The organism is Paraburkholderia sp. D15 (assembly GCF_029910215.1).
Lineage (GTDB): Bacteria > Pseudomonadota > Gammaproteobacteria > Burkholderiales > Burkholderiaceae > Paraburkholderia.
The window spans coordinates 2,697,004-2,716,208 of the sequence record NZ_CP110396.1 but is presented as its reverse complement, the minus strand read 5'-3'; the positions used below and the strand labels follow the sequence as shown (position 1 = coordinate 2,716,208).

Sequence of the window (19,205 nt, the reverse complement as noted above, 5' to 3'; positions counted from 1 at the left end):
CGGCCTTGCGTCATGCCGGACCACGCGTGCAGGCCTCTTTCGCATGCCCTGCCTATGCTCCGTTTCTCGAACCAGCCTCACGTCGCGTCGTACTACGCCGCCACCGCCAACGACCACACGCGCCACCCGCCGCTCGACGACACCCTTACCGTCGATGTCTGCGTGATCGGCGCCGGTCTCACCGGCATCTCCACCGCGCTGAACCTCGCCGAACGCGGCCATACGGTCGCGGTGCTCGAAGCGTCGAAAGTCGGCTGGGCGGCGAGCGGGCGCAACGGCGGCCAGTTGATCGGCGGCTTCGCGTGCGATATCGATACGTTCGCGAAGTTCATGCCGGCCGAAGATGTGAAGCGGGTCTGGGACATGGGTATCGAAACGCTCGATATCGTGAAGGAACGTATCGCGAAGCACCGCATCGATTGCGATCTGACGATCGGCTATCTCACCGCGGCCAACAAACCTCGCGATACGGACGCGCTGCAAAAATGGCGCGACGAAGCGCAACGCCGTTTCGGCTATGACCGCTTCAGTTATGTCGACGCCGACGGCCTCGGCCAGTATGTGCAATCGCAACGCTATCTGGGCGGTTTGTACGACGCGGACAGCGGCCATCTGCATCCGCTGAATTACACGCTCGGTCTCGCGCGCGCAGCCCGCGAAGCCGGCGTGAAGATTTTCGAGGACAGTTGCGTCACCGCGCTGCGTGAAGAAAATGGCCGGCATGTGGCCGAAACCGCAGGCGGCCAGGTCAACGCGCAGTTCGTCGTGCTGGCCTGCAATACCTACCTCGGCAAACTCGCGCCGGAGGTGGCGAGCAAGATCATGCCGGTCGGCACTTACGTGATCGCCACCGAACCGCTCGACGCGGACCGTGCCGAGGCGTTGATGCCCGCCAGAGCCGCGGTATGCGACAGCCGCTTCGTGCTCGACTACTTCCGTCCGGCGCCGGATAACCGTCTGCTGTGGGGCGGCAAGGTCAGCTATTCGACCTTCGCGCCACGCAATCTCGGCGAGGCGATGCGTCGCGACATGCTGAAGACCTTCCCGCAACTCGACGACGTCAAAATCGACTATGCGTGGGGCGGTTTCGTCGACATCACGATGAATCGCGCGCCGCATTTCGGGCGGCTGTCACCGACGGTTTATTTCGCGCAAGGCTTCTCGGGTCACGGCGTGAATACCACGGGCCTCGCGGGCAAGCTGATCGCCGAGGCGATCGACGGTCAGGCGTCGCGCTTCGACCTGTTCGGCAAGATTCGCCACCGCGATTTTCCCGGCGGCGCTACACTGCGCACCCCTGCCCTCGTGCTCGCGATGGCCTGGTATCGAATGAAGGATCTGCTTTGATGAATGCTCCGACTCCCGGTTTCACCGCGCTCGACCAGCGCGCCGACGCGCTGATCGCCAACTCCTATTACGAGGCAAGCGCGCCGCGCCCGGCCGCTGACGACCCGGCACTCGACGGCACGCTCGAAGCCGACGTCTGCGTCATCGGCGCGGGCTACGCGGGCTTGTCGGTAGCGTTGGAATGTCGCGCGCGTGGACTCTCGGTGATCGTGCTCGACGCGCACCGGCCGGGCTGGGGCGCGTCGGGACGCAATGGCGGGCAAACGCTGGTGGGCTTCGCCAAGGACGAGATCATCGAGCGGCAACTCGGCCTGGACGGCGTACGCGCCGCCTGGGCGATGTCGGTGGAGGGCGTGGCGCTGGTGCGCGAGCGCATCGAACGTTATGGCATCGATTGCGATTTCACGGCCGGCTATCTGACCGTCGCAACCAAACCGAAGCGCGTGCCCGATCTGCGTACGTGGATGGATGCCGCGTCCCAGCGCTGGGGCTATACGAAACTGTCGTGGCTCGATACCGACGAGGTGCGTTCGCGGGTCGCGTCGCGCCGTTATCTGGCCGGCCTCTACGATCCGTTTTCCGGACATCTGCATCCGCTGAAGTATTGCCTGGGGCTGGCCGCCGCCGCGCGGCGCGAAGGTGCGCAACTGTTCGCGCATTCGCCGGTGACCGAGGTGGTTCGCGGCGCGCTGCCGGTGGTGCGGACCGCGCGTGGTGAAGTGCGCTGCCGCTTCGTCGCCGCATGTGGCAATGCGACGCTCGGTGACGTGCTGCCCGCGCCGGTGGCCGCTCGAATCGCGCCGATCGCGTCGTATATCGTCGCCACGGAACCGCTCGGCGAAGCGCGTGCGAATGCGCTGATCCCTCAGCGCGAGGCGATCTGCGACAACAATTTCTTTCTCGACTATTTCAGGTTGTCGGCGGATCACCGCGTGCTGTTCGGCGGCCGCGCGAGTTCGACCGGCGCGTCGCCGGTGCAGCTCGGTGAGGAAATTCGCCAGCGGATGACCGGCGTGTTCCCGCAACTCGGCGATGTGCGGATCGATCACGCGTGGGGCGGTTTCGTCGATGTCACGCGCAATCGCGCGCCGGATTTCGGTTCGATCGATCCCAACTATTTTTACGTGCAGGGATTTTCGGGGCACGGCGTAGCGCTGACCGGCATCGCGGGACGCGTCGTCGCGCAGGCCATGGCGGGTGAGGCGAAAGCGTTCGATCTGTTTGCGCGGCTACGGCATGCGCGGTTTCCAGGCGGCCCGGCACTGCGCGGCCCGGCGTTGGAGTTGGGGATGCTCTATCACAGGGTGATGGAGATGTTTTAGGGAGTGGTGTTGGCGGCGGCGCCTGTTTGGCGCTGCATTCGCTACGCGATTGCTGGGCCACAAAAACAAAATCCGCCTAACGGCGGATTTGTCTTTTTCAAGTCCAACTACAGTAGGTTTTGACACCGTCGCGATGGCCGTTACTGTCCGGTTCTCCATCACCAAAGTTTGATAAGTATATCGAACGACAACCTAAAATTCTACAGAAATATAGTCAGCCCATGTTCCTCTCGGAAGCACGAACCACGGCGTGCATTCTCCAATGACGCCAAGAATGCCGATTGAATTCGTCTGTCAGAAACTCGATACAACAAAATAAATAAAACGCTGCAAATAGTAAAAAAACTTTGCATACCGGCACGGTTTCAGAATGCTCCGATGTAGTGCGATGCGTCTTTTATCGGGTAATGCCTCACTGACCGCAAGCACGTCACTCAGACATGTAGCGTTTGTCAGCGTGAGTTCTTATCCAGAGAGGAGATTCGAGCATGCTGAACCGCAGTGTAAAACCCACGAGATACGCCGGAGGACAGCATGCGTAAGGCAGCCGTGCGCCATGGTGACTCGACCACGACTGGCGGGACCGTCATCGCCATTTCATCGACGCTTTACGACGACGACAAACAGATTGCATTGAGTGGGGATCAGGCCACCTGCGGAAACTGCGAAGGTTCTCACGACATAGTCGCAACCGGCGAAGGAATGAGTGAGCCGGGAAGATGTGCCGTCCTGGACGGCGACGTCGTACGCTGTCCATGCAAGGAAAACCGGGTCATAGTTGGAGCGAATCCCGGAGTTTTCGTCGAATGCATTGGCGAATCGCAAACCATCAAAAGTACTGCCAGTGCATCCAGAACCGACAATTCGCCTTTTCTCCGAATCCGCTACGACGAACAGGTCTGCTGCGCGTCATCGAGTACGACGATCGACGGCTATCCCTACTTCATCGAAACCGCGGACAACAGAACGATCACAGGCCGGCTGGAAAGCGACAGTCGCCTGCCGCGAGTATTCACCGAGGCCGTCGAAGACTACACAGTGCATTGGGGCGACGAAGCCTTGGCAAGACAATTGGAAGCCTGAAATGCCGAACGGAAAAATGCTGGTAAGAACCAATTCGACACCCAATTCGGTCAAGCAGGTGCACTTGAAAGTTCTGAGGTTCGACGAGTTGTGGTCGGCCTATCCAGACAAGGAAAACCCATTCGTCGATCCGGCAACGGGAGAAGTCCCACCGTACGCCGACAATCAGTGCGCTATTCGAATGAGCATCGCGTTACACCGCGTCGACATCGAAATGAAATCGTTTCGCGGAGCAGGTCAGATTCGTATCGACGGCAAACGAACGGCACTACGCGCCCGTGAACTGGCCGAATGGCTAAAATTGCGTCCGTTTGCCGGACTGCGTACCCCCGAAGATGTCACCGGATCAAATTGGCAAAACGCCATACGCGGTCGAACCGGCATCATCTTCTTCTCTGGATACTGGGCGCGGTCAACGGACCGGCGAGAGCATCCCACCGGCGACCACATCGACCTTTGGAACGAGGACTCGTTGACCTCCCCCGGTTTGAGAGGACGCATCCTGTCGTTCTTGAGATTTCGCATCGGGATAGCCGCCGCCTGGTATTCGGATTTAGGAAAATCCCGTCAGATTCTTTTCTGGGACATGCAATGAGACGCGCGACGATTTCCGCTCTCTATCTCCTCATGGGCTTGTTTGCATCCTGGCAACTCGCGCTACTCGCCGGCCGGATCGCTCAACAATGGTCGTGGCCAATCGTGTCGACACGCTGGCATTCATGCTGGGACATCGAGCATTGCGTGGTCCCGTGGTCCGGCGACCTGATGATTGCGCTCTACCTCACAGGCCCTGCCCTCGTCTGGACGATCGCCGGGTCTTCACTGGCGTCGCGGATAACGGTATCCCGGATGCTGGTGTCCGCAGCGCTCCTTGCTGTCGGAACCGCGCTTTTCTACTTCGCGTTCCACGCGTTGGTCTGGCCTTAAGTTTGACGGACCGTGAGCGCATGGGCTTTGCTCTCACCCACCGACGCGCGGGTCATTCGAACATTTGCCTCGCGCGATCCGTCTGTCTCATCGAGGCCTCCTCGCCCCTGCGTTTACCCTTGGTCTACATTTTGTTAACTATTTATCGATAATTTATCGTGTTAAATTCCATCACCGCTGCTCGCCACGTCACCTCTACGTGCTGACAGGTTTGACGTTCGTCGCTTTCGCGGTATTAATCTGCGTGACGGGCACCGAAAGGCCATCACGGCCACAGGCTTCGCGGTTGTTTTTCGCCACCGCCATACTGACGTGTCCGCTCGCACCACTGCTCCTGAGGAGGCGCCGATGACCCTGCTACTGACGCCCGAACTGGCGTCCAGATTCGCCAACCTCGCGCTCGCCCATCTCACGCGCGAGTATCCGAACAAGCTCACGCATTCGCTGGCCGGTCCGCAGGACGTGCAAGGCCCCCGGGCGCTGCATCCGATCTTCTACGGCAGCTACGACTGGCATTCGTGCGTGCATGGCTACTGGCTGGTCCTGCATCTGCTCGAACGCTTCCCCGATTTGCCCGAGGCGGCGCGTATCGTGGCGGTCGTCGACGAACATTTCACCGCGGCCAACGTCGCCGGCGAACTGGCCTATCTCGACCTGCCGCACAACCGTGGTTTCGAGCGTCCGTATGGGTGGGCGTGGCTGCTCGCGCTCAGCGCGCAGCTCGCGTCGATGAAACTCTCGGACGGCGCGCGCTGGGCGAAAACGCTCGCGCCGCTCACGGAATGTTTCGTCGCGCGTTTCGAGGAATTTCTGCCGAAGGCGACCTATCCGCTGCGCGTCGGCACGCATTTCAACATGGCGTTCGCGCTGGCGCTCACGCTGGATTTCGCGCGGCAAACCTCACGCGGCGCGCTGGAAGCGCTGCTCGTCAACACCGCCGAGCGCTGGTATCTGAACGACGTCGCGTGTCAGGCGTGGGAGCCTGCCGGCGACGAGTTCCTGTCGCCGTCGCTGATGGAAGCGGAGTTGATGCGGCGCGTGTTGCCGCCCGCGCAATTCGTCGACTGGTTCGGGCGCTTCCTGCCGGACATCGGCGCGAAAAAACCGGCCACGCTGTTCGATCCGGTCACCGTCACCGATCGTACCGACGGCAAGATCGCGCACCTCGATGGCCTGAATCTGAGCCGCGCGTGGTGTCAGCGCGCCCTCGCCCGCGCGCTGCCTGCCGGCGATGTGCGCCGCACCGTGCTGTTCGAAGCGGCCGAGCGCCATCTGCATAGCGCGTTGCCGCATGTGGCAGGCGACTACATGGGCGAGCATTGGCTGGGGACGTTCGCGACGCTGGCACTGGAAGCGTAGAAAACAAAAACGGAAGCGTCGACTCATGCCATGAGCCGCTTGCTTCCGTTACTACGCCGATAACGACGCACGGGCCACGCTTTTGCGTGGCCGGCCGTCACGCCGGCTACGTATATCGCTTAACAACTGAATAACTGAATGACCGAATCACTGACCCGTCAGTTTTTTCGGCTTCGGCGGCGCCTGAACCTTGTTGTACTGGAACTCCGGCGTCGCCTTCAACGCGTCCTTGGTTGCGCCCGCCAGATAGAAATTGCCGCCGCGGATATCCAGCGCCGCGATCGGCACCGCGACGTCATGCGAGGCCACGCCGAGAAAACCGCCCGCCGAAACGATAGCGGCCGACAGCGAGCCGTCCGGCGCGACCACCAGATCGCGCACCGTGCCGATCTTTTCGTTCTGGTCGTTGTACACGGTCTTGCCGAGAATGCTCTTCTTCACGCTCCAGCCGTTCAACAGCGCGGTGGACTGTTCGACCGTGACGCTCAGCGGTTGCGCGCCCGCGACTTGCGCCTGGGCACCCAGGCTGGTTGCAGCTACCGCGACCGCAATGACAAGCTTGCTCAACGTCATATTCTCACTCCGTTTTAAATGGACCTGGCCGACGCGCGGAGCGCGCCGGACGATTCGCTGCATCAGGATCATACAGACTGCGTGACGCGGTTGCATGCGGCATGCCAGCCCGCTCGATGCATGGCGGTAAAATCGCGCAAGGCGATCACGCCTGCATTAGAGGTGGCAGTTTGACTGAGCTTGAACAGGGTTTTATCTTGACCCGGCATTGGCGGGATACGCCCGCCGGCACGGAGGTCGATTTCTGGCTGGCCACGGACGGCGGGCCTCGTCACATCCGTTTGCGTCCGCAACCTTCCGTGGCGTTCATCCCGGTCGACCAGCGCGAGCGCGCCGAAACGGTGCTGCGTCGCGAAGCGCCGCTCGATCTGCGCCCGCTCGACTTACGCGACTTCCAGCATCGGCCGGTGATGGGCCTTTACTGTCCGCAGTACCGGCAACTGACGGGTTTCGAGAAGCGCCTCAAGCAAGGCGGCGTCGACGTCTACGAGGCCGACGTCTTTCCGCCGGAGCGCTACATGATGGAGCGCTTCATCACCGCGCCGGTGCAGTTCACGGGCGATCCGCAAGGCGATGGCCCGCTGCTGAACGCCGAACTCAAACCATCGACCGGTTACCGGCCGACCCTGAAGCTGGTATCGCTCGATATCGAAACCAGCGCGCACACGGAGCTCTATTCGATCGCGCTAGAAGGCTGCGGTCAGCGTCAGGTCTACATGCTCGGCGCGCCGAACGGCACGCCTGCGGACACGGCCGATCTCGACTTCGATCTCGAGTACTGCGAGACCCGCGCGCAGATGCTGGAAAAACTGAACACGTGGATGGAGCGGCACGATCCCGATGCGATCATCGGCTGGAATCTCGTGCAATTCGATCTGCGCGTGTTGCAGCAACACGCGGAGCAATACCGCGTGCCGTTGCGGCTCGGCCGTGGCGGTGCGGTAATGGAGTGGCGCGAGCATGGTCTCAAGCAGAACCATTTTTTCGCGGGCGCGGCGGGACGATTGATCATCGACGGCATCGAGGCGCTGCGCTCCGCGACGTGGAGCTTCCCCTCCTTCAGCCTTGAACACGTGGCGCGCTCGGTGCTCGGCGAGGGCAAGGCGATCGACAATCCGTATCAGCGCATGGACGAAATCCAGCGCCGTTTCGACGAAGACAAACCCGCGCTCGCGCGCTACAACCTGAAGGATTGCGAGTTGGTCACGCGTATCTTCGCGAAGACCGACCTGCTGCGCTTTCTGCTCGAACGTGCCACTGTCACGGGCTTGCCGGCGGATCGCAGCGGCGGCTCGGTCGCGGCCTTCACGCATCTGTACATGCCGCGCATGCATCGGCAGGGTTACGTCGCGCCGAATCTCGGCGACGTGGCCGACGCGGCGAGCCCCGGCGGCTTCGTGATGGATTCGCGGCCGGGGCTCTACGATTCGGTGCTGGTACTCGACTACAAGAGCCTGTACCCGTCGATCATCCGCACGTTCCTGATCGACCCGGTCGGTCTCGTGGAAGGCATGCTGAACCCCGGCGACGATCTCTCCGTACCGGGTTTTCTCGGCGCGCGCTTTTCGCGCACGCGCCATTGTCTGCCGTCGATCGTCGCGCAGGTCTGGCAAGGGCGCGAGAGCGCGAAGCGCGAACGCAACGCGCCGCTTTCGCAGGCGCTGAAGATCATCATGAACGCGTTTTACGGCGTGCTCGGCTCGACCGGCTGCCGTTTCTTCGATCCGCGTCTCGCGTCGTCGATCACGATGCGCGGCCACGAAATCATGCACGCCACCCGCGAGCTGATCCAGCAGCAAGGCTACGAGGTGATTTACGGCGACACGGATTCCACCTTCGTCTGGCTCAAACACGCGCATGACGAAGAAGACGCGAGCCGTATCGGCCGGGCGCTGGTCGAGCATATCAACGCATGGTGGCGACAGAATTTGCAGAGCCGCTTCGGTCTGGACAGCGCGCTCGAACTGCAATTCGAGCGGCACTATCAGCGCTTTTTCATGCCGACCATTCGCGGCGCCGAGGAAGGCAGCAAGAAACGCTACGCGGGCTTGACCGTGCAGGCAGACGGTAGCGAAGACATCGTCTACAAAGGACTGGAAACGGTGCGCACCGACTGGACGCCGCTCGCGCAACAGTTTCAGCAGGAACTCTACCGGCGGATCTTCAAGCAGCAACCGTATCAGGACTATGTGCGCAGCTACGTTCGCGATACGCTCGCGGGCAAGCTCGACGACCAGCTGGTGTATCGCAAGCGGCTGCGTCGTCCGCTCGGCGAGTATGAGCGCAACGTGCCGCCGCACGTACGCGCGGCGCGCGTCGCCGACGATTTCAACCGCAGCCAGGGGCGGCCGCTGCAATACCAGAACGGCGGCTGGATCAGCTACGTGATGACGGTCGCCGGACCCGAGCCGCTGGAAACGCTGCGCTCGGCGATCGATTACGAACACTATCTGACGCGGCAATTGCAGCCCGTCGCGGACGCGATCCTGCCGCTGCTGCGCGACGATTTCACGACCTTGATGTCGGGCCAGCGGCAGTTGTTCTGAGCGTAACCGGCACTCATGCCGCCACTGAATATCGGACCTTATTCGAATGCCTGATGCAATCGCAGCACTACCCGACCGGCTTCTGATAACGCCGGAGCCAGCCGGCATGGATCGTACGGACTTCATCGAGCGATTGTCCGGCGCGTTGCTGCGCGGCATCGAACTGGTCCAGCTTCGTTCGAAAACGATGGCGCCGCGAGCCTATGCGGATCTGGCCGGCGTGGCGCTGGAACTGTGCCATCGCCACGGCGCGCGCATGATCGCGAATGCGCCGGATCACTTCGCGCAATCCATCGAAACCGATGGGCTGCATTTGAGCAGCGCGAAGCTGATGCAATGCACGGTACGGCCATTGCCCACGGACAAACTTCTGGCCGCCGCGTGTCACTCGCTCGAACAACTCCTGCACGCGCAGAAGATCGGCGTCGATCTTGTCACACTGTCGCCCGTGCTCGCCACGACCACTCACCCGGATGCCACGCCAATGGGCTGGGAGCGCTTCGCCGAATTGACATCGCAGGTTCGAATCCCGGTGTACGCGCTTGGCGGCATGAAGACGAACCACGTCGTCGTGGCGCGCTCGCATGGCGCTCGCGGCATCGCGGCGATCAGCAGTCTTTGGTGAGTCGCGGGGGGCGCGTCGAGCCGCGAAGCCGATGCCGAAGCGGACGCCCCCTAAGGCTCGCGCAATGCGCAGCACGCAGTGCGCAGCGCCCATCTCTCCCGCGCAAGCGCACCGCCTACCGCGAGATCTTTTCCAGTTCGATTCCCTTGGTACGCGGCCCCATCAATCCGATCGACAGCATCACGATCAGCATCGCGCCGGCGATAAACACGAACACGCCAAGCGTACCGAACTGCTTCAGCACGGCGGCGATCAGAAACGCGGTGAAAATCGCGGAAAAACGGCTCCACGAATAAACGAAGCCCACGGCGCGCGCGCGAATGCTGGTCGGAAAGAGTTCGGCCTGATACGCGTGGAAGCTGTACGACATGATGTTGTTCGCCAGCGTCAGACACACGCCGAGGCTCACCAGCAACACTGCGCCCGCCGCCTGACTGAACCACAACCCGCAGACGATGTTCGCGCCGGCCATCACCACGATCACGGTCTTACGCTCGAAGCGATCGCCGATGAACAGACCGATGACCGGACCGAGCGGCGCCGCAAGCGCGATCACGCTCGAATACATCAAGCTGGTGGTGACCGTAATGCCCTGTTTGATGAGCAGCGTCGGCACCCAGTTCGCGAAGCCATAGAAACCGACGGTCTGGAAGATGTTGAACAGCGTCATCATCACCGTGCGGCTACGGTAGGGCGGAACCCACATATCGGCGAAGCTGCTACGCCGTGGCGCCTCGCCAACCGGCGTCACCGCCACGGGCGGCGCGGGCGGCGGCAGGTCGCGGCCATACTCGCGGCGCACTTTCGCTTCCAGTGCGCTCATCACGCGGTCGGCTTCGTCGAGGCGTCCACGTTGCGCGAGCCAGCGCGGACTCTCGGGCAACGCGCGGCGAATCCACCACACGAACAGCGCGCCATGCGCGCCGATCAGCACCACCCAGCGCCAGCCGTCGAGACCGAAGAACATGTGCGGCACGAGCAGATACGACAGGAACGCGACCACCGGCACCGCGGTGAAACCCACCGCCTGCTCGCACGCGAACGCTCGCCCGCGAATCTCCTTGGGCACCAGTTCGGAGATATACGTCCCGATCGTCACCAGCTCCACGCCAATGCCGATACCCGCGACGAAGCGCCAGAAGTTCAGTCCCGTGGCCGTGTCCTGAAACGCCATGATGACGTTGGCGGCCGTGTACCACAGCAGCGAATAGGTGAAGACGGCGCGTCGCCCAAAACGGTCGGCCAGAGACCCGCATGCGATGGTGCCGATAAAGAGCCCGCTGAACAGCGCCGCGATGAAACTCGCGACGCCGGTCGAGCCGAACAGGCCGTGCGTGGTCGCGGTGAGCAGACCGCTCCTGACGAGACCCGGCGCGACATAGCCGGAGTACAGCAGATCGTAGAGTTCGAAGAAGAAGCCGAGGCTGAGCAGGACGACGAGCTTCCAGACGGAACGCGTGGCGGGCAGACGGTCGAGACGCGCGGAGATGCTGCCGGCGTCGAGTCGCGCGGCCGAACCGCCCGCGTCGAGAGATGACGCGCCTGCGTCGCGTTGCGCGACGGATCCGGCGCGATCGGGAAATGCCATGTTGTCGTGTCTCCATTCAGTGCGGTCGGTCAGCCCGGCTTACCCTCGATGAGGCTTGCCGCGGCCAGTCTCGCGCCGGTCCTGGGAGCGGTCTTGCGGGCAATCTTTTACCCGCGCCGCCCCACTCATGCCGGCCGTGATCCGCCGAGCATTCTACCGGGGAGTCGGCGCGACAACGCGTCAATGATGCCAACGACATAACCCGCGGCTACGGGAAAAATTCCCGCACATCAAGTTGACAACGATTCTCATTTACCATAAATTTGTAAGGCTTTAGTTACCTTCATTTATCCAATTCACATACACAGCTCGCATTGAATCGAATGCGAACTGCCAGCCAGGTGCTTCTCGACACCCAGCCAGCGTACGGGCTTGTTTGATCGGGAGAACCACACGTGCATCACCTCAATACAGCGCGACGTCCGCTGGCTATCATGCTGTCCGGCGTTTTTGGCGTCGCCGGTTTCTGGGCCGCCCAAACGGCTCACGCAGCCGACAACACGGCGGCCAAGGCACCGCCCGCGCAAAACCAGGCATCGCGCCAGGCTTCGCAATTGGCGTCCGCGAATCTGCTCGATCCGCTGACCGTCACCGCCACGCGCACTGCCACGCCGCAAAGCCGCACGGCCGCTTCCGTTTCGGTCATCACGGATCAGGATCTCGAAGAGCAGCAGGCCGAAAACATCAAGGATGCGTTGCGCTACGAACCCGGCGTCACCGTGCGCCGCGCGCCGTACCGGCCAGGTTCCGCCGCCTTGGGCGGCGGTCGCGACAACGATTCGAGCATCAACATCCGCGGTCTGGAAGGCAACCGCATCCTGATGATGGAAGACGGCATCCGTCTGCCCTACTCGTTCACCTTCGGTCCGCTCGAAGCCGGCCGCGGCGATTACGCCGATCTCGGCACGCTCAAGCGCATCGAGATTCTGCGCGGTCCGGCATCGGCGCTGTACGGCAGCGACGGCCTGACCGGCGCGGTGAATTTCCTCACCAAGGACCCGCAGGACCTGCTCGCCATCTACAACAAGCCGACCTATTTCTCGGTGCGTCCCAGCTATGAATCGGCCGATCGCAGCGTAGGCGCGACAGTTCAGGCGGCGGGCGGCAACGACATGATCCAGGGCATGCTGATCGCCGACGGCCGGCGCGGTCACGAACTGGACAACAAAGGCTCGAACAACTCGGCCAGCACGCTGCGCACCACCGCGAATCCGCAGGACACGTACTCCGAAACGCTGCTCGGCAAACTGGTCGTGAAACCGACCGCGCACGATACCTTCAAGTTCACCGCCGAAACCGTGCGCGAACGGATCGACACGAACGTGCTGTCCGCGGTGAATCCGCCCACCACGCTCGCGCTGACCGGCAACGACAAGCTCGAACGCAATCGCTACAGCCTCGACTACGATTTCAACGACGACACCGCGCGCTTCTTCCAGACCGCGCACGTCCAGGTGTACTACCAGGACGCATGGCAGGATCAGGATTCGTTCGAAACGCGCGGCTCCTCCGCTTCGCGCACGCGTCTGAGCCATTACGGCGAGCGCGTGTTCGGTGGTTCGGCCTTCGCGGAGAGCAACTTCCGCACTGGCATCGTCGCGCATAAGCTGCTGTACGGCGGCGACGGCAGCCTCGATCGCGTGACCGCACTGCGCGACGGCACCGTGCCCGGCGCGGGCGAAGCCGCGTTCCCGAACAAGCCGTTCCCGGATACCGACTACCGTCTGCTCGGCGCGTTCATTCAGGATCAGATCAGCTACGGCGCGTTGACCGTCACGCCGGGTCTGCGTTTCGATTCCTACGCGTTGAACGCCAAAACAGGCGATCCGCAGTATCTGGGCAAACCGGTTTCGTCGAGCGATAACGCGTTGTCGCCGCGTCTCGCGGTGCTGTACGAAGTGTCGCCCGCGCTGATTCCATACGCTCAGTACGCGCACGGTTTCCGCGCGCCGTCGCCGGATCAGGTGAACAACAGCTTCGCCAATCCGCTGTATGGCTATACGTCGATCGGCAATCCGAACCTGAAGCCGGAAACCAGCGACACCATCGAAGCCGGTCTGCGCGGCAAGCTCGGCACCGGCCTCGGGCCGCTGCGCTACAGCGCGGCGATTTTCGCCGGCCGCTATCGCGACTTCATCGCGCAACAGACCGTGAGCGGCAGCGGACGCCCGAACGATCCGCTGGTGTTCCAGTACGTCAACTATTCGCGCGCCGCCATTCACGGTCTCGAGGGACGCGCCGAATGGGCGCTGCCATATGGCTTCTCCGTGAAGACCGCGATGGCCTTCACGAAGGGCAGCGTCGAAGGCGGCAACGGCGCGAATCAGCCGCTCGACACGATCAATCCGTTCTCGGCGGTGTTCGGGGTTCGCTACGAACCGGGCGAGCGCTGGTTCGTGCAGACCGACCTGCTGTTCCAGGCCGCGAAGAAATCGAGCGACATCACGCCGAAAAGCTGTTCGTCGCAAACCTGCTTCGCGCCCCGTTCGAGTTTCGTGGTCGATCTGCGCGGCGGCTATCGCTTCAACAAGCACGTCGTTGCGTACGTCGGCGTGTACAACCTGTTCGACCGCAAGTACTGGAACTGGTCGGACGTGCGCGGCATCGCCGATTCGTCGCCTATCAAGGACGCGTACACCGCGCCCGGCCGCAACGTGTCGGTCAGCATGAAGATGGACTTCTGATGCCGGCCGTACGCAACCCCTCTTTCTCTTCCAACCTGCTACCCCGCATTGCGAGGCATCCATCATGCTGAATTCCGCCCATCACGACGCCGCTCGACTGAGCCAGTTGCGTCACGACTTCCAGACCGTCAAGGCCGCGCAGAAACTGCGCAACCGCGAAGCCGCGCACGCGCTCGGCATTAGCGAAGGCGAAGCGCTCGCCGCCTTCGTCGGCGAACACGTGGTGCGGCTCGAAGCGAATTTCGTCGAGCTGTACGAACAGATGCCGCAGCTCGGCGCCGTGATGGCGCTCACGCGCAACGAGGCCGCCGTGCACGAGAAAGACGGCGTATTCGAGGACATGAGCCACGACGGCACGGTCGGCCTCGTGCTCGGCAGCGCGATCGATCTGCGCGTGTTCTACCACGCGTGGGCGTCGGGTTTCGCGGTGCGCGACACCACCGCGCAAGGCGTGCAGAAGAGCCTGCAGTTCTTCGACAGACAAGGTCACGCGGTCCACAAGATTTTCCTGCGCGAGCACAGCAATCACGACGCGTTCGACGCCTTCGTCGAGCGCTGGCAAATGCGCGACCAGGCGCCCGGTCTCACGGTCGAGGAAGCGAGCGCGCCGCCCGCGCTGAATCTGGACAGCGACATCGACGTCCCTGCGTTCCATGACGCGTGGAACGCGATGACCGACACGCACCAGTTTTTCGGCGTGCTGCGCAAATTCGGCCTGGCGCGCACGCAGGCGCTGCGGCTCGCCGAACGCCGCTACGCGTATCCGGTCGCCAACGACGCGCTGCAAGGCCTGCTCGAACACGCCGCGCAAACCGCGCTGCCGATCATGGTGTTCGTCGGCAATCGCGGGATGATCCAGATTCATACCGGACCGGTCAGCAATATCCGCGCGATGGGACCGTGGGTCAACGTGCTCGATCCGGGCTTCAATCTGCATCTGCGCGGCGACCTGGTCGCGAGCGCGTGGGTGGTGCGCAAGCCGACCAGCGACGGCATCGTCACCTCGCTCGAACTGTTCGACGCGAAAGGCGAGAACATCGCGATGCTGTTCGGCGCGCGCAAACCGGGCACGCCGGAACTCGACGGCTGGCGCGAATTGGTCGACGGCATCGCGCGTCTGCAAGACGGGGCGGCAGCGTGAACGGCGTGGGCCTGAACCGGCAGCGGCGGCGTCTGATGCTCGGCGGCGGCGCGCTGCTGCTCGGTGCATTCGCGCCGGGCGCATTTGCGCAGCCGCCGCGCCGGGTGATCGTGGTCGGCGGCGCGCTCGCCGAGATCATCTATGCGCTCGGCGCGCAAGGCAACGCGAGCAGCGTGCTGGTCGGTGCGGATACGACCTGCAGTTACCCGGCCGCCGCGCGTGCGTTGCCGAAGGTCGGGTATCAGCGCGCGCTGTCGGCGGAAGGCTTGCTGTCGCTGCGGCCCGATCTGATTCTGGCGTCGGCGGAAGCGGGACCGCCCAACGTGCTGGCGCAGGTCAAGCAGGCCGGCGTGCCGGTCGTGTCGTTCGCCGAACAGCACGACGTCGATAGCGTGCGCGACAAGATCACCGGCATCGCCAAAGCGCTCGACGCGAATCCACAAGGCGATACCCTGCTCGCGAGTTTCAACGGCGACTGGCAGCGCGCCCGCGACACGGTCGCCGCCTCGCCGCTTGCCCGCCGCGCACAGGCGCCGCGCGTGCTGTTCGTGCTGAACCACACGGGCAACGGCGCGATGGTCGCCGGCCAGCGCACCGCCGCCGACGCGATGCTCGCCTATGCCGGCGCGCGCAACGCGATGCAGGGCTTCAGCGGCTACCGGCCGTTGTCGGCGGAAGCGCTGATCAGCGCCGCGCCCGACCTGATCCTCACCACCGACGAAGGCCTGAGCGCGGTCGGCGGCACGGCGGCGATGCTCGCGAGCCCCGGCTTCGCGGCGACGCCCGCCGGACGGAACAAGCGCGTGGTCGCGCTCGACGCGCTGTTCCTGCTCGGCTTCGGGCCGCGCCTGCCGGCCGCGGTGACCACGCTGAACCAGAAGTTGCAGGAGGCGTAATGGATTCGGATGTCGCGGGATCCACGTCGACCGGACTCCACCGGCCGATGCGGCACACACCAGCCACACGTGACACGCTCGCGACGCTGGCCGACCGGCGGCGGCGCACCGCGCGTCTGCTGCTCGCCGCGCTCGCCGTCGCACTCGGCCTCGCGACGCTCGCCGCGATCTGCGTCGGCGCGTATCGCATCGGCCCATCGCTGGTCTGGTCCGCGCTGCTCGCGACGCCCGCCGAACTCGCCAACGATCCAGCGTTGCAACAGGCGCGCGCGGTGCTGATGCAGATCCGTCTGCCGCGCGTGGTCCTCGCGCTGCTGGTCGGCGCCGGTTTCGGCTCGGCGGGCAGCGCGCTGCAGGCGCTGTTCCGCAATCCGCTGGCCGATCCGGGTCTGATCGGCATTTCGAGTGGCGCCGCGTTGGGCGCGTCGGCCCTGATCGTGCTCGGGCCGCTGGTCGGCGCGTTGAGTCTGGTCTGGCTGCCGGCCGCGGCGTTCGCCGGCGCGTTGAGCGTGGCCGCGCTCGTCTACCGGCTCGCCGCCGCGCGCGGCCGGCTCGCGTTGCCGCTGTTGCTGCTCGCGGGCATCGCGATCAATGCGCTGGTAGGCGCCGCGATCGGCCTGCTCACCTATCTTGCCGACGACGCGCAATTGCGCTCGCTCACCTTCTGGAGCCTGGGCAGCCTCGGCGGCGCGCAATGGCCGGTACTCGGCGCGGTCGCGCCCTTCGTGCTCGCCGGCACGTTGTTGATCGCGCGCCACGGCCATGCGTTGAACGCGCTGCAACTCGGCGAAACCGAAGCGCAGCATCTCGGCGTGCCTGCCCAGGCGGTCAAGCGCACGGTGCTGGTCGCGTCGGCATTGAGCGTCGGCGCGCTGGTGTCGTGCACGGGCGTGATCGGCTTTATCGGACTCGTCGCGCCGCATTGCGTGCGGCTCGCGTGCGGTCCCGATCAACGCGTGGTGATGCCCGGCGCGATGCTGCTCGGCGCCACGCTGACCGTACTCGCCGATCTCGCCGCGCGCACCGTCGCCGCGCCCGCCGAAGTGCCGCTCGGCATTCTGACGGCGCTGATCGGTGCACCCTTCTTTCTCGCGCTGCTGTGGCGCAGCCGCGGTCAACTCGGTCTGTGAGCGATCCAGACTTCCCGACGGAACGCAACCGATGCTCATCACCCGACATCTCTCGATCACGCGCGGCAACCGGCCCATTCTGCGCGACCTGTCGCTCACGATCGAACCGGGCCGCCTGACCACGCTGCTCGGCTGCAACGGCGCCGGCAAAAGTACGCTGCTCAAGGCACTGGCCGGCGAATTTCACGGCGCGGGCTCGACGCGTTCCGCGCACCTGGACGGCACGACGACGCTCAACGGCGAAGCCCTCGCCGAGATTCCGGCGAAGCGTCTGGCGCGTTTGCGCGCGGTGCTGCCGCAAGCGTCGAATCCGGTGTTTCCCTTTACCGTCGATGAAATCGTGCTGCTCGGCCGCTATCCGCACTCGACCGGCGGCGCGGTGTCGCGCGACGATCGCCGTATCGTTGACGAGGCGCTGACGCTCGCGGGCGCCGATACGCTGGCTGGTCGCGACATCACGACGTTGTCGGGCGGAGAATTGGCGCGCGTGCAGTTTGCCCGCGTGCTCGCGCAGATCTGGCCGCAGGAAGAGCCTCCGGTTGCGAATGCAACGAAGCGAGCGGATCGAGGGGATCGAGCCGCGCGCTACCTGTTGCTCGACGAGCCGACGGCCGCGCTCGATCTCGCGCATCAGCATCGTCTGCTGGAGACCGTGAAGACCTTGACGCGTCGATGGCGGATCGGCGCGCTGGCGATCGTGCACGATCCGAATCTTGCTGCACGTTACGCGGATGCCATCGCGTTGCTCGCCGACGGCACGATCATCGCGCAGGGTGCGCCGCGCGAGATCATGCAACCGGCGTTGATCGAACGCTGCTTCGGCTTCGCGGTGCGGATGCTGGATGCGGGAGATGGATCGGCGCCGGTCGCGGTGCCCGCGTAAATTCTGGCGTCGCGCCTCGCGCAATGCGCTCACGCGAGAGGCGCGCTATCAAGCGACAAGCCCGCTATTTACGCGCTTTCCCGCTGCATCGGCGGCACTGCGCGGCGGCTCGGCCGGGTGCCGTTCATCGCTTTGCGGGCCGGTGCATGACGCGCGCCGTCCGGCACGAACACATAGCCGTGACTGCGCACGGTCTGAATGAAACGCGGCGCGGAAGGATCGGCTTCGAGAATGCGCCGCAGCCGCCAGACCTGCACGTCGACGCCGCGATCGGTGCGCTCCTCTTCCGCGCCATGCAGCAATTCGAGCAGCCGTACCCGCGTCAGCGTGCGCATCGGATTGTCGACGAACACCTTCAGCAGCGCGAATTCGGCCGCCGACAGAAAGAACGCGCTGTTATCCATTTCCAGAGTGCGCGAGCGCAGATCCAGCGTGAACGGACCGAACACGACTGCCCGGTCTTCTTCCCGCGTGGCGGCCGGCGCCGTCGTATTGCAACGGCGCAGCACCGCCCGCACGCGCGCCAGCAGTTCACGCGGATTGAACGGCTTGCCGATGCAATCGTCCGCGCCCATTTCGAGGCCGATGATGCGATCGACGTCGGTGGGCCGCGCGGTCAGGATCACCGGCACCTCGTTGCCCGCGGCGCGCAGACGGCTCAGCGCGTCGAGCCCTTCGGCGCCGTATTTGATCTGGTCGAGCACGATCAGATCGGGCGAAACCTGCAGGATCCTTTCGGCCAGCAAGCTCACGTCGCGCAGAACGGACACCGCCATGCCGGCCCGTTCGAGGAGGCTGGTCAGTACCTCGATGAGTTCGGCATCGTCGTCGACGACCAGTATTTGTGCATTCATATCAAGCAACCCGACGCGCAAGATGACAAGCGGATTTGCAGTCACGTTCGCGGTTGCCTTCGTCTGACCCGGTCTCGATGCCGGCTTTCAGAATCGTCAGACGCGTGCAATCGAATTGCGAACGCTGTGCCCAGATCTCTTGAACGCGGCGAGTCGCGCAAATCCGTCGCTGAATGTCTGACTTTTTTATCGGGTGTCCGCCGACGGCGGCACGCACGCTTACGATCCGCTATCGCCGCGGATTCCT

15 protein-coding genes and 1 pseudogene are annotated in these 19,205 nt (G+C 63.9%); 13 read left to right on the top strand and 3 right to left on the bottom strand.

Going from position 1 to position 19,205, the window contains the following annotated elements; translation table 11 throughout:
- The first annotated feature begins 54 nt into the window (after positions 1-54).
- The 6 genes from LFL96_RS31960 (at position 55) to LFL96_RS31935 (ending at position 6,038) form a co-directional block, all read left to right on the top strand.
- The gene (locus tag LFL96_RS31960) at positions 55-1,347 is read left to right on the top strand and encodes an FAD-binding oxidoreductase (RefSeq protein WP_281001887.1); all 1,293 of its coding nucleotides are present in this window, start codon (positions 55-57) and stop codon (positions 1,345-1,347) included.
- Entirely contained in the window at positions 1,347-2,669 is a 1,323-nt protein-coding gene (locus LFL96_RS31955; protein ID WP_281001886.1) for an FAD-binding oxidoreductase, read from the top strand. The genes LFL96_RS31960 and LFL96_RS31955 overlap by 1 nt, the downstream gene beginning before the upstream one ends.
- 534 nt (positions 2,670-3,203) lie before the next feature.
- Positions 3,204-3,752 (top strand): PAAR domain-containing protein, encoded by a 549-nt coding sequence (locus LFL96_RS31950; RefSeq protein ID WP_281001885.1) that lies wholly within the window; start codon positions 3,204-3,206, stop codon positions 3,750-3,752.
- Between the two features lies 1 nt (position 3,753).
- Positions 3,754-4,347: a type VI secretion system amidase effector protein Tae4 gene (locus LFL96_RS31945; RefSeq protein WP_281001884.1), complete on the top strand. Its 594-nt coding sequence runs from the start codon at positions 3,754-3,756 to the stop codon at positions 4,345-4,347.
- A complete protein-coding gene (locus LFL96_RS31940; RefSeq protein ID WP_281001883.1) occupies positions 4,344-4,679 on the top strand; it encodes a hypothetical protein in 336 nt (111 codons plus the stop codon). The genes LFL96_RS31945 and LFL96_RS31940 overlap by 4 nt, the downstream gene beginning before the upstream one ends.
- Before the next feature lie 348 nt (positions 4,680-5,027).
- Complete coding sequence (locus LFL96_RS31935; RefSeq protein WP_281001882.1) at positions 5,028-6,038, top strand: DUF2891 domain-containing protein; 1,011 nt, start codon at positions 5,028-5,030, stop codon at positions 6,036-6,038.
- A 147-nt stretch (positions 6,039-6,185) separates the two neighbouring features.
- Here LFL96_RS31935 and LFL96_RS31930 read toward each other — a convergent pair whose 3' ends face one another.
- Positions 6,186-6,611, bottom strand: a complete 426-nt coding sequence (locus tag LFL96_RS31930) for a PRC-barrel domain-containing protein (protein WP_281001881.1) — start codon at positions 6,609-6,611, stop codon at positions 6,186-6,188.
- 170 nt (positions 6,612-6,781) lie between these two features.
- Here LFL96_RS31930 and LFL96_RS31925 point away from each other — a divergent pair, with 170 nt between their 5' ends.
- Positions 6,782-9,157, top strand: coding sequence for a DNA polymerase II (locus tag LFL96_RS31925; protein ID WP_281001880.1), 2,376 nt, complete (start codon positions 6,782-6,784; stop codon positions 9,155-9,157).
- Between the two features lie 46 nt (positions 9,158-9,203).
- Positions 9,204-9,782, top strand: coding sequence for a thiamine phosphate synthase (locus LFL96_RS31920; RefSeq protein WP_281001879.1), 579 nt, complete (start codon positions 9,204-9,206; stop codon positions 9,780-9,782).
- Between the two features lie 115 nt (positions 9,783-9,897).
- Here the strand turns inward: LFL96_RS31920 and LFL96_RS31915 are convergent, their stop codons facing one another.
- Complete coding sequence (locus LFL96_RS31915) at positions 9,898-11,370, bottom strand: MFS transporter (RefSeq protein WP_281001878.1); 1,473 nt, start codon at positions 11,368-11,370, stop codon at positions 9,898-9,900.
- A gap of 434 nt (positions 11,371-11,804) precedes the next feature.
- Here LFL96_RS31915 and LFL96_RS31910 point away from each other — a divergent pair, with 434 nt between their 5' ends.
- From LFL96_RS31910 to LFL96_RS31890, 5 genes are all read left to right on the top strand, one after another.
- Complete coding sequence (locus tag LFL96_RS31910; RefSeq protein ID WP_281001877.1) at positions 11,805-14,054, top strand: TonB-dependent hemoglobin/transferrin/lactoferrin family receptor; 2,250 nt, start codon at positions 11,805-11,807, stop codon at positions 14,052-14,054.
- A 64-nt stretch (positions 14,055-14,118) separates the two neighbouring features.
- Complete coding sequence (locus tag LFL96_RS31905; protein ID WP_281001876.1) at positions 14,119-15,195, top strand: ChuX/HutX family heme-like substrate-binding protein; 1,077 nt, start codon at positions 14,119-14,121, stop codon at positions 15,193-15,195.
- A gap of 35 nt (positions 15,196-15,230) precedes the next feature.
- A complete protein-coding gene (locus LFL96_RS31900; RefSeq protein ID WP_281003916.1) occupies positions 15,231-16,091 on the top strand; it encodes an ABC transporter substrate-binding protein in 861 nt (286 codons plus the stop codon).
- Between the two features lie 47 nt (positions 16,092-16,138).
- Positions 16,139-17,221 (top strand): iron ABC transporter permease, encoded by a 1,083-nt coding sequence (locus LFL96_RS31895; RefSeq protein ID WP_281003915.1) that lies wholly within the window; start codon positions 16,139-16,141, stop codon positions 17,219-17,221.
- A 31-nt stretch (positions 17,222-17,252) separates the two neighbouring features.
- Positions 17,253-18,104, top strand: a complete 852-nt coding sequence (locus LFL96_RS31890) for a heme ABC transporter ATP-binding protein (protein WP_281001875.1) — start codon at positions 17,253-17,255, stop codon at positions 18,102-18,104.
- 143 nt (positions 18,105-18,247) lie between these two features.
- Here LFL96_RS31890 and LFL96_RS31885 read toward each other — a convergent pair.
- Positions 18,248-18,958, bottom strand: a pseudogene (locus LFL96_RS31885) (winged helix-turn-helix domain-containing protein); the annotation flags it as partial.
- Positions 18,959-19,205 lie beyond the last annotated feature (247 nt).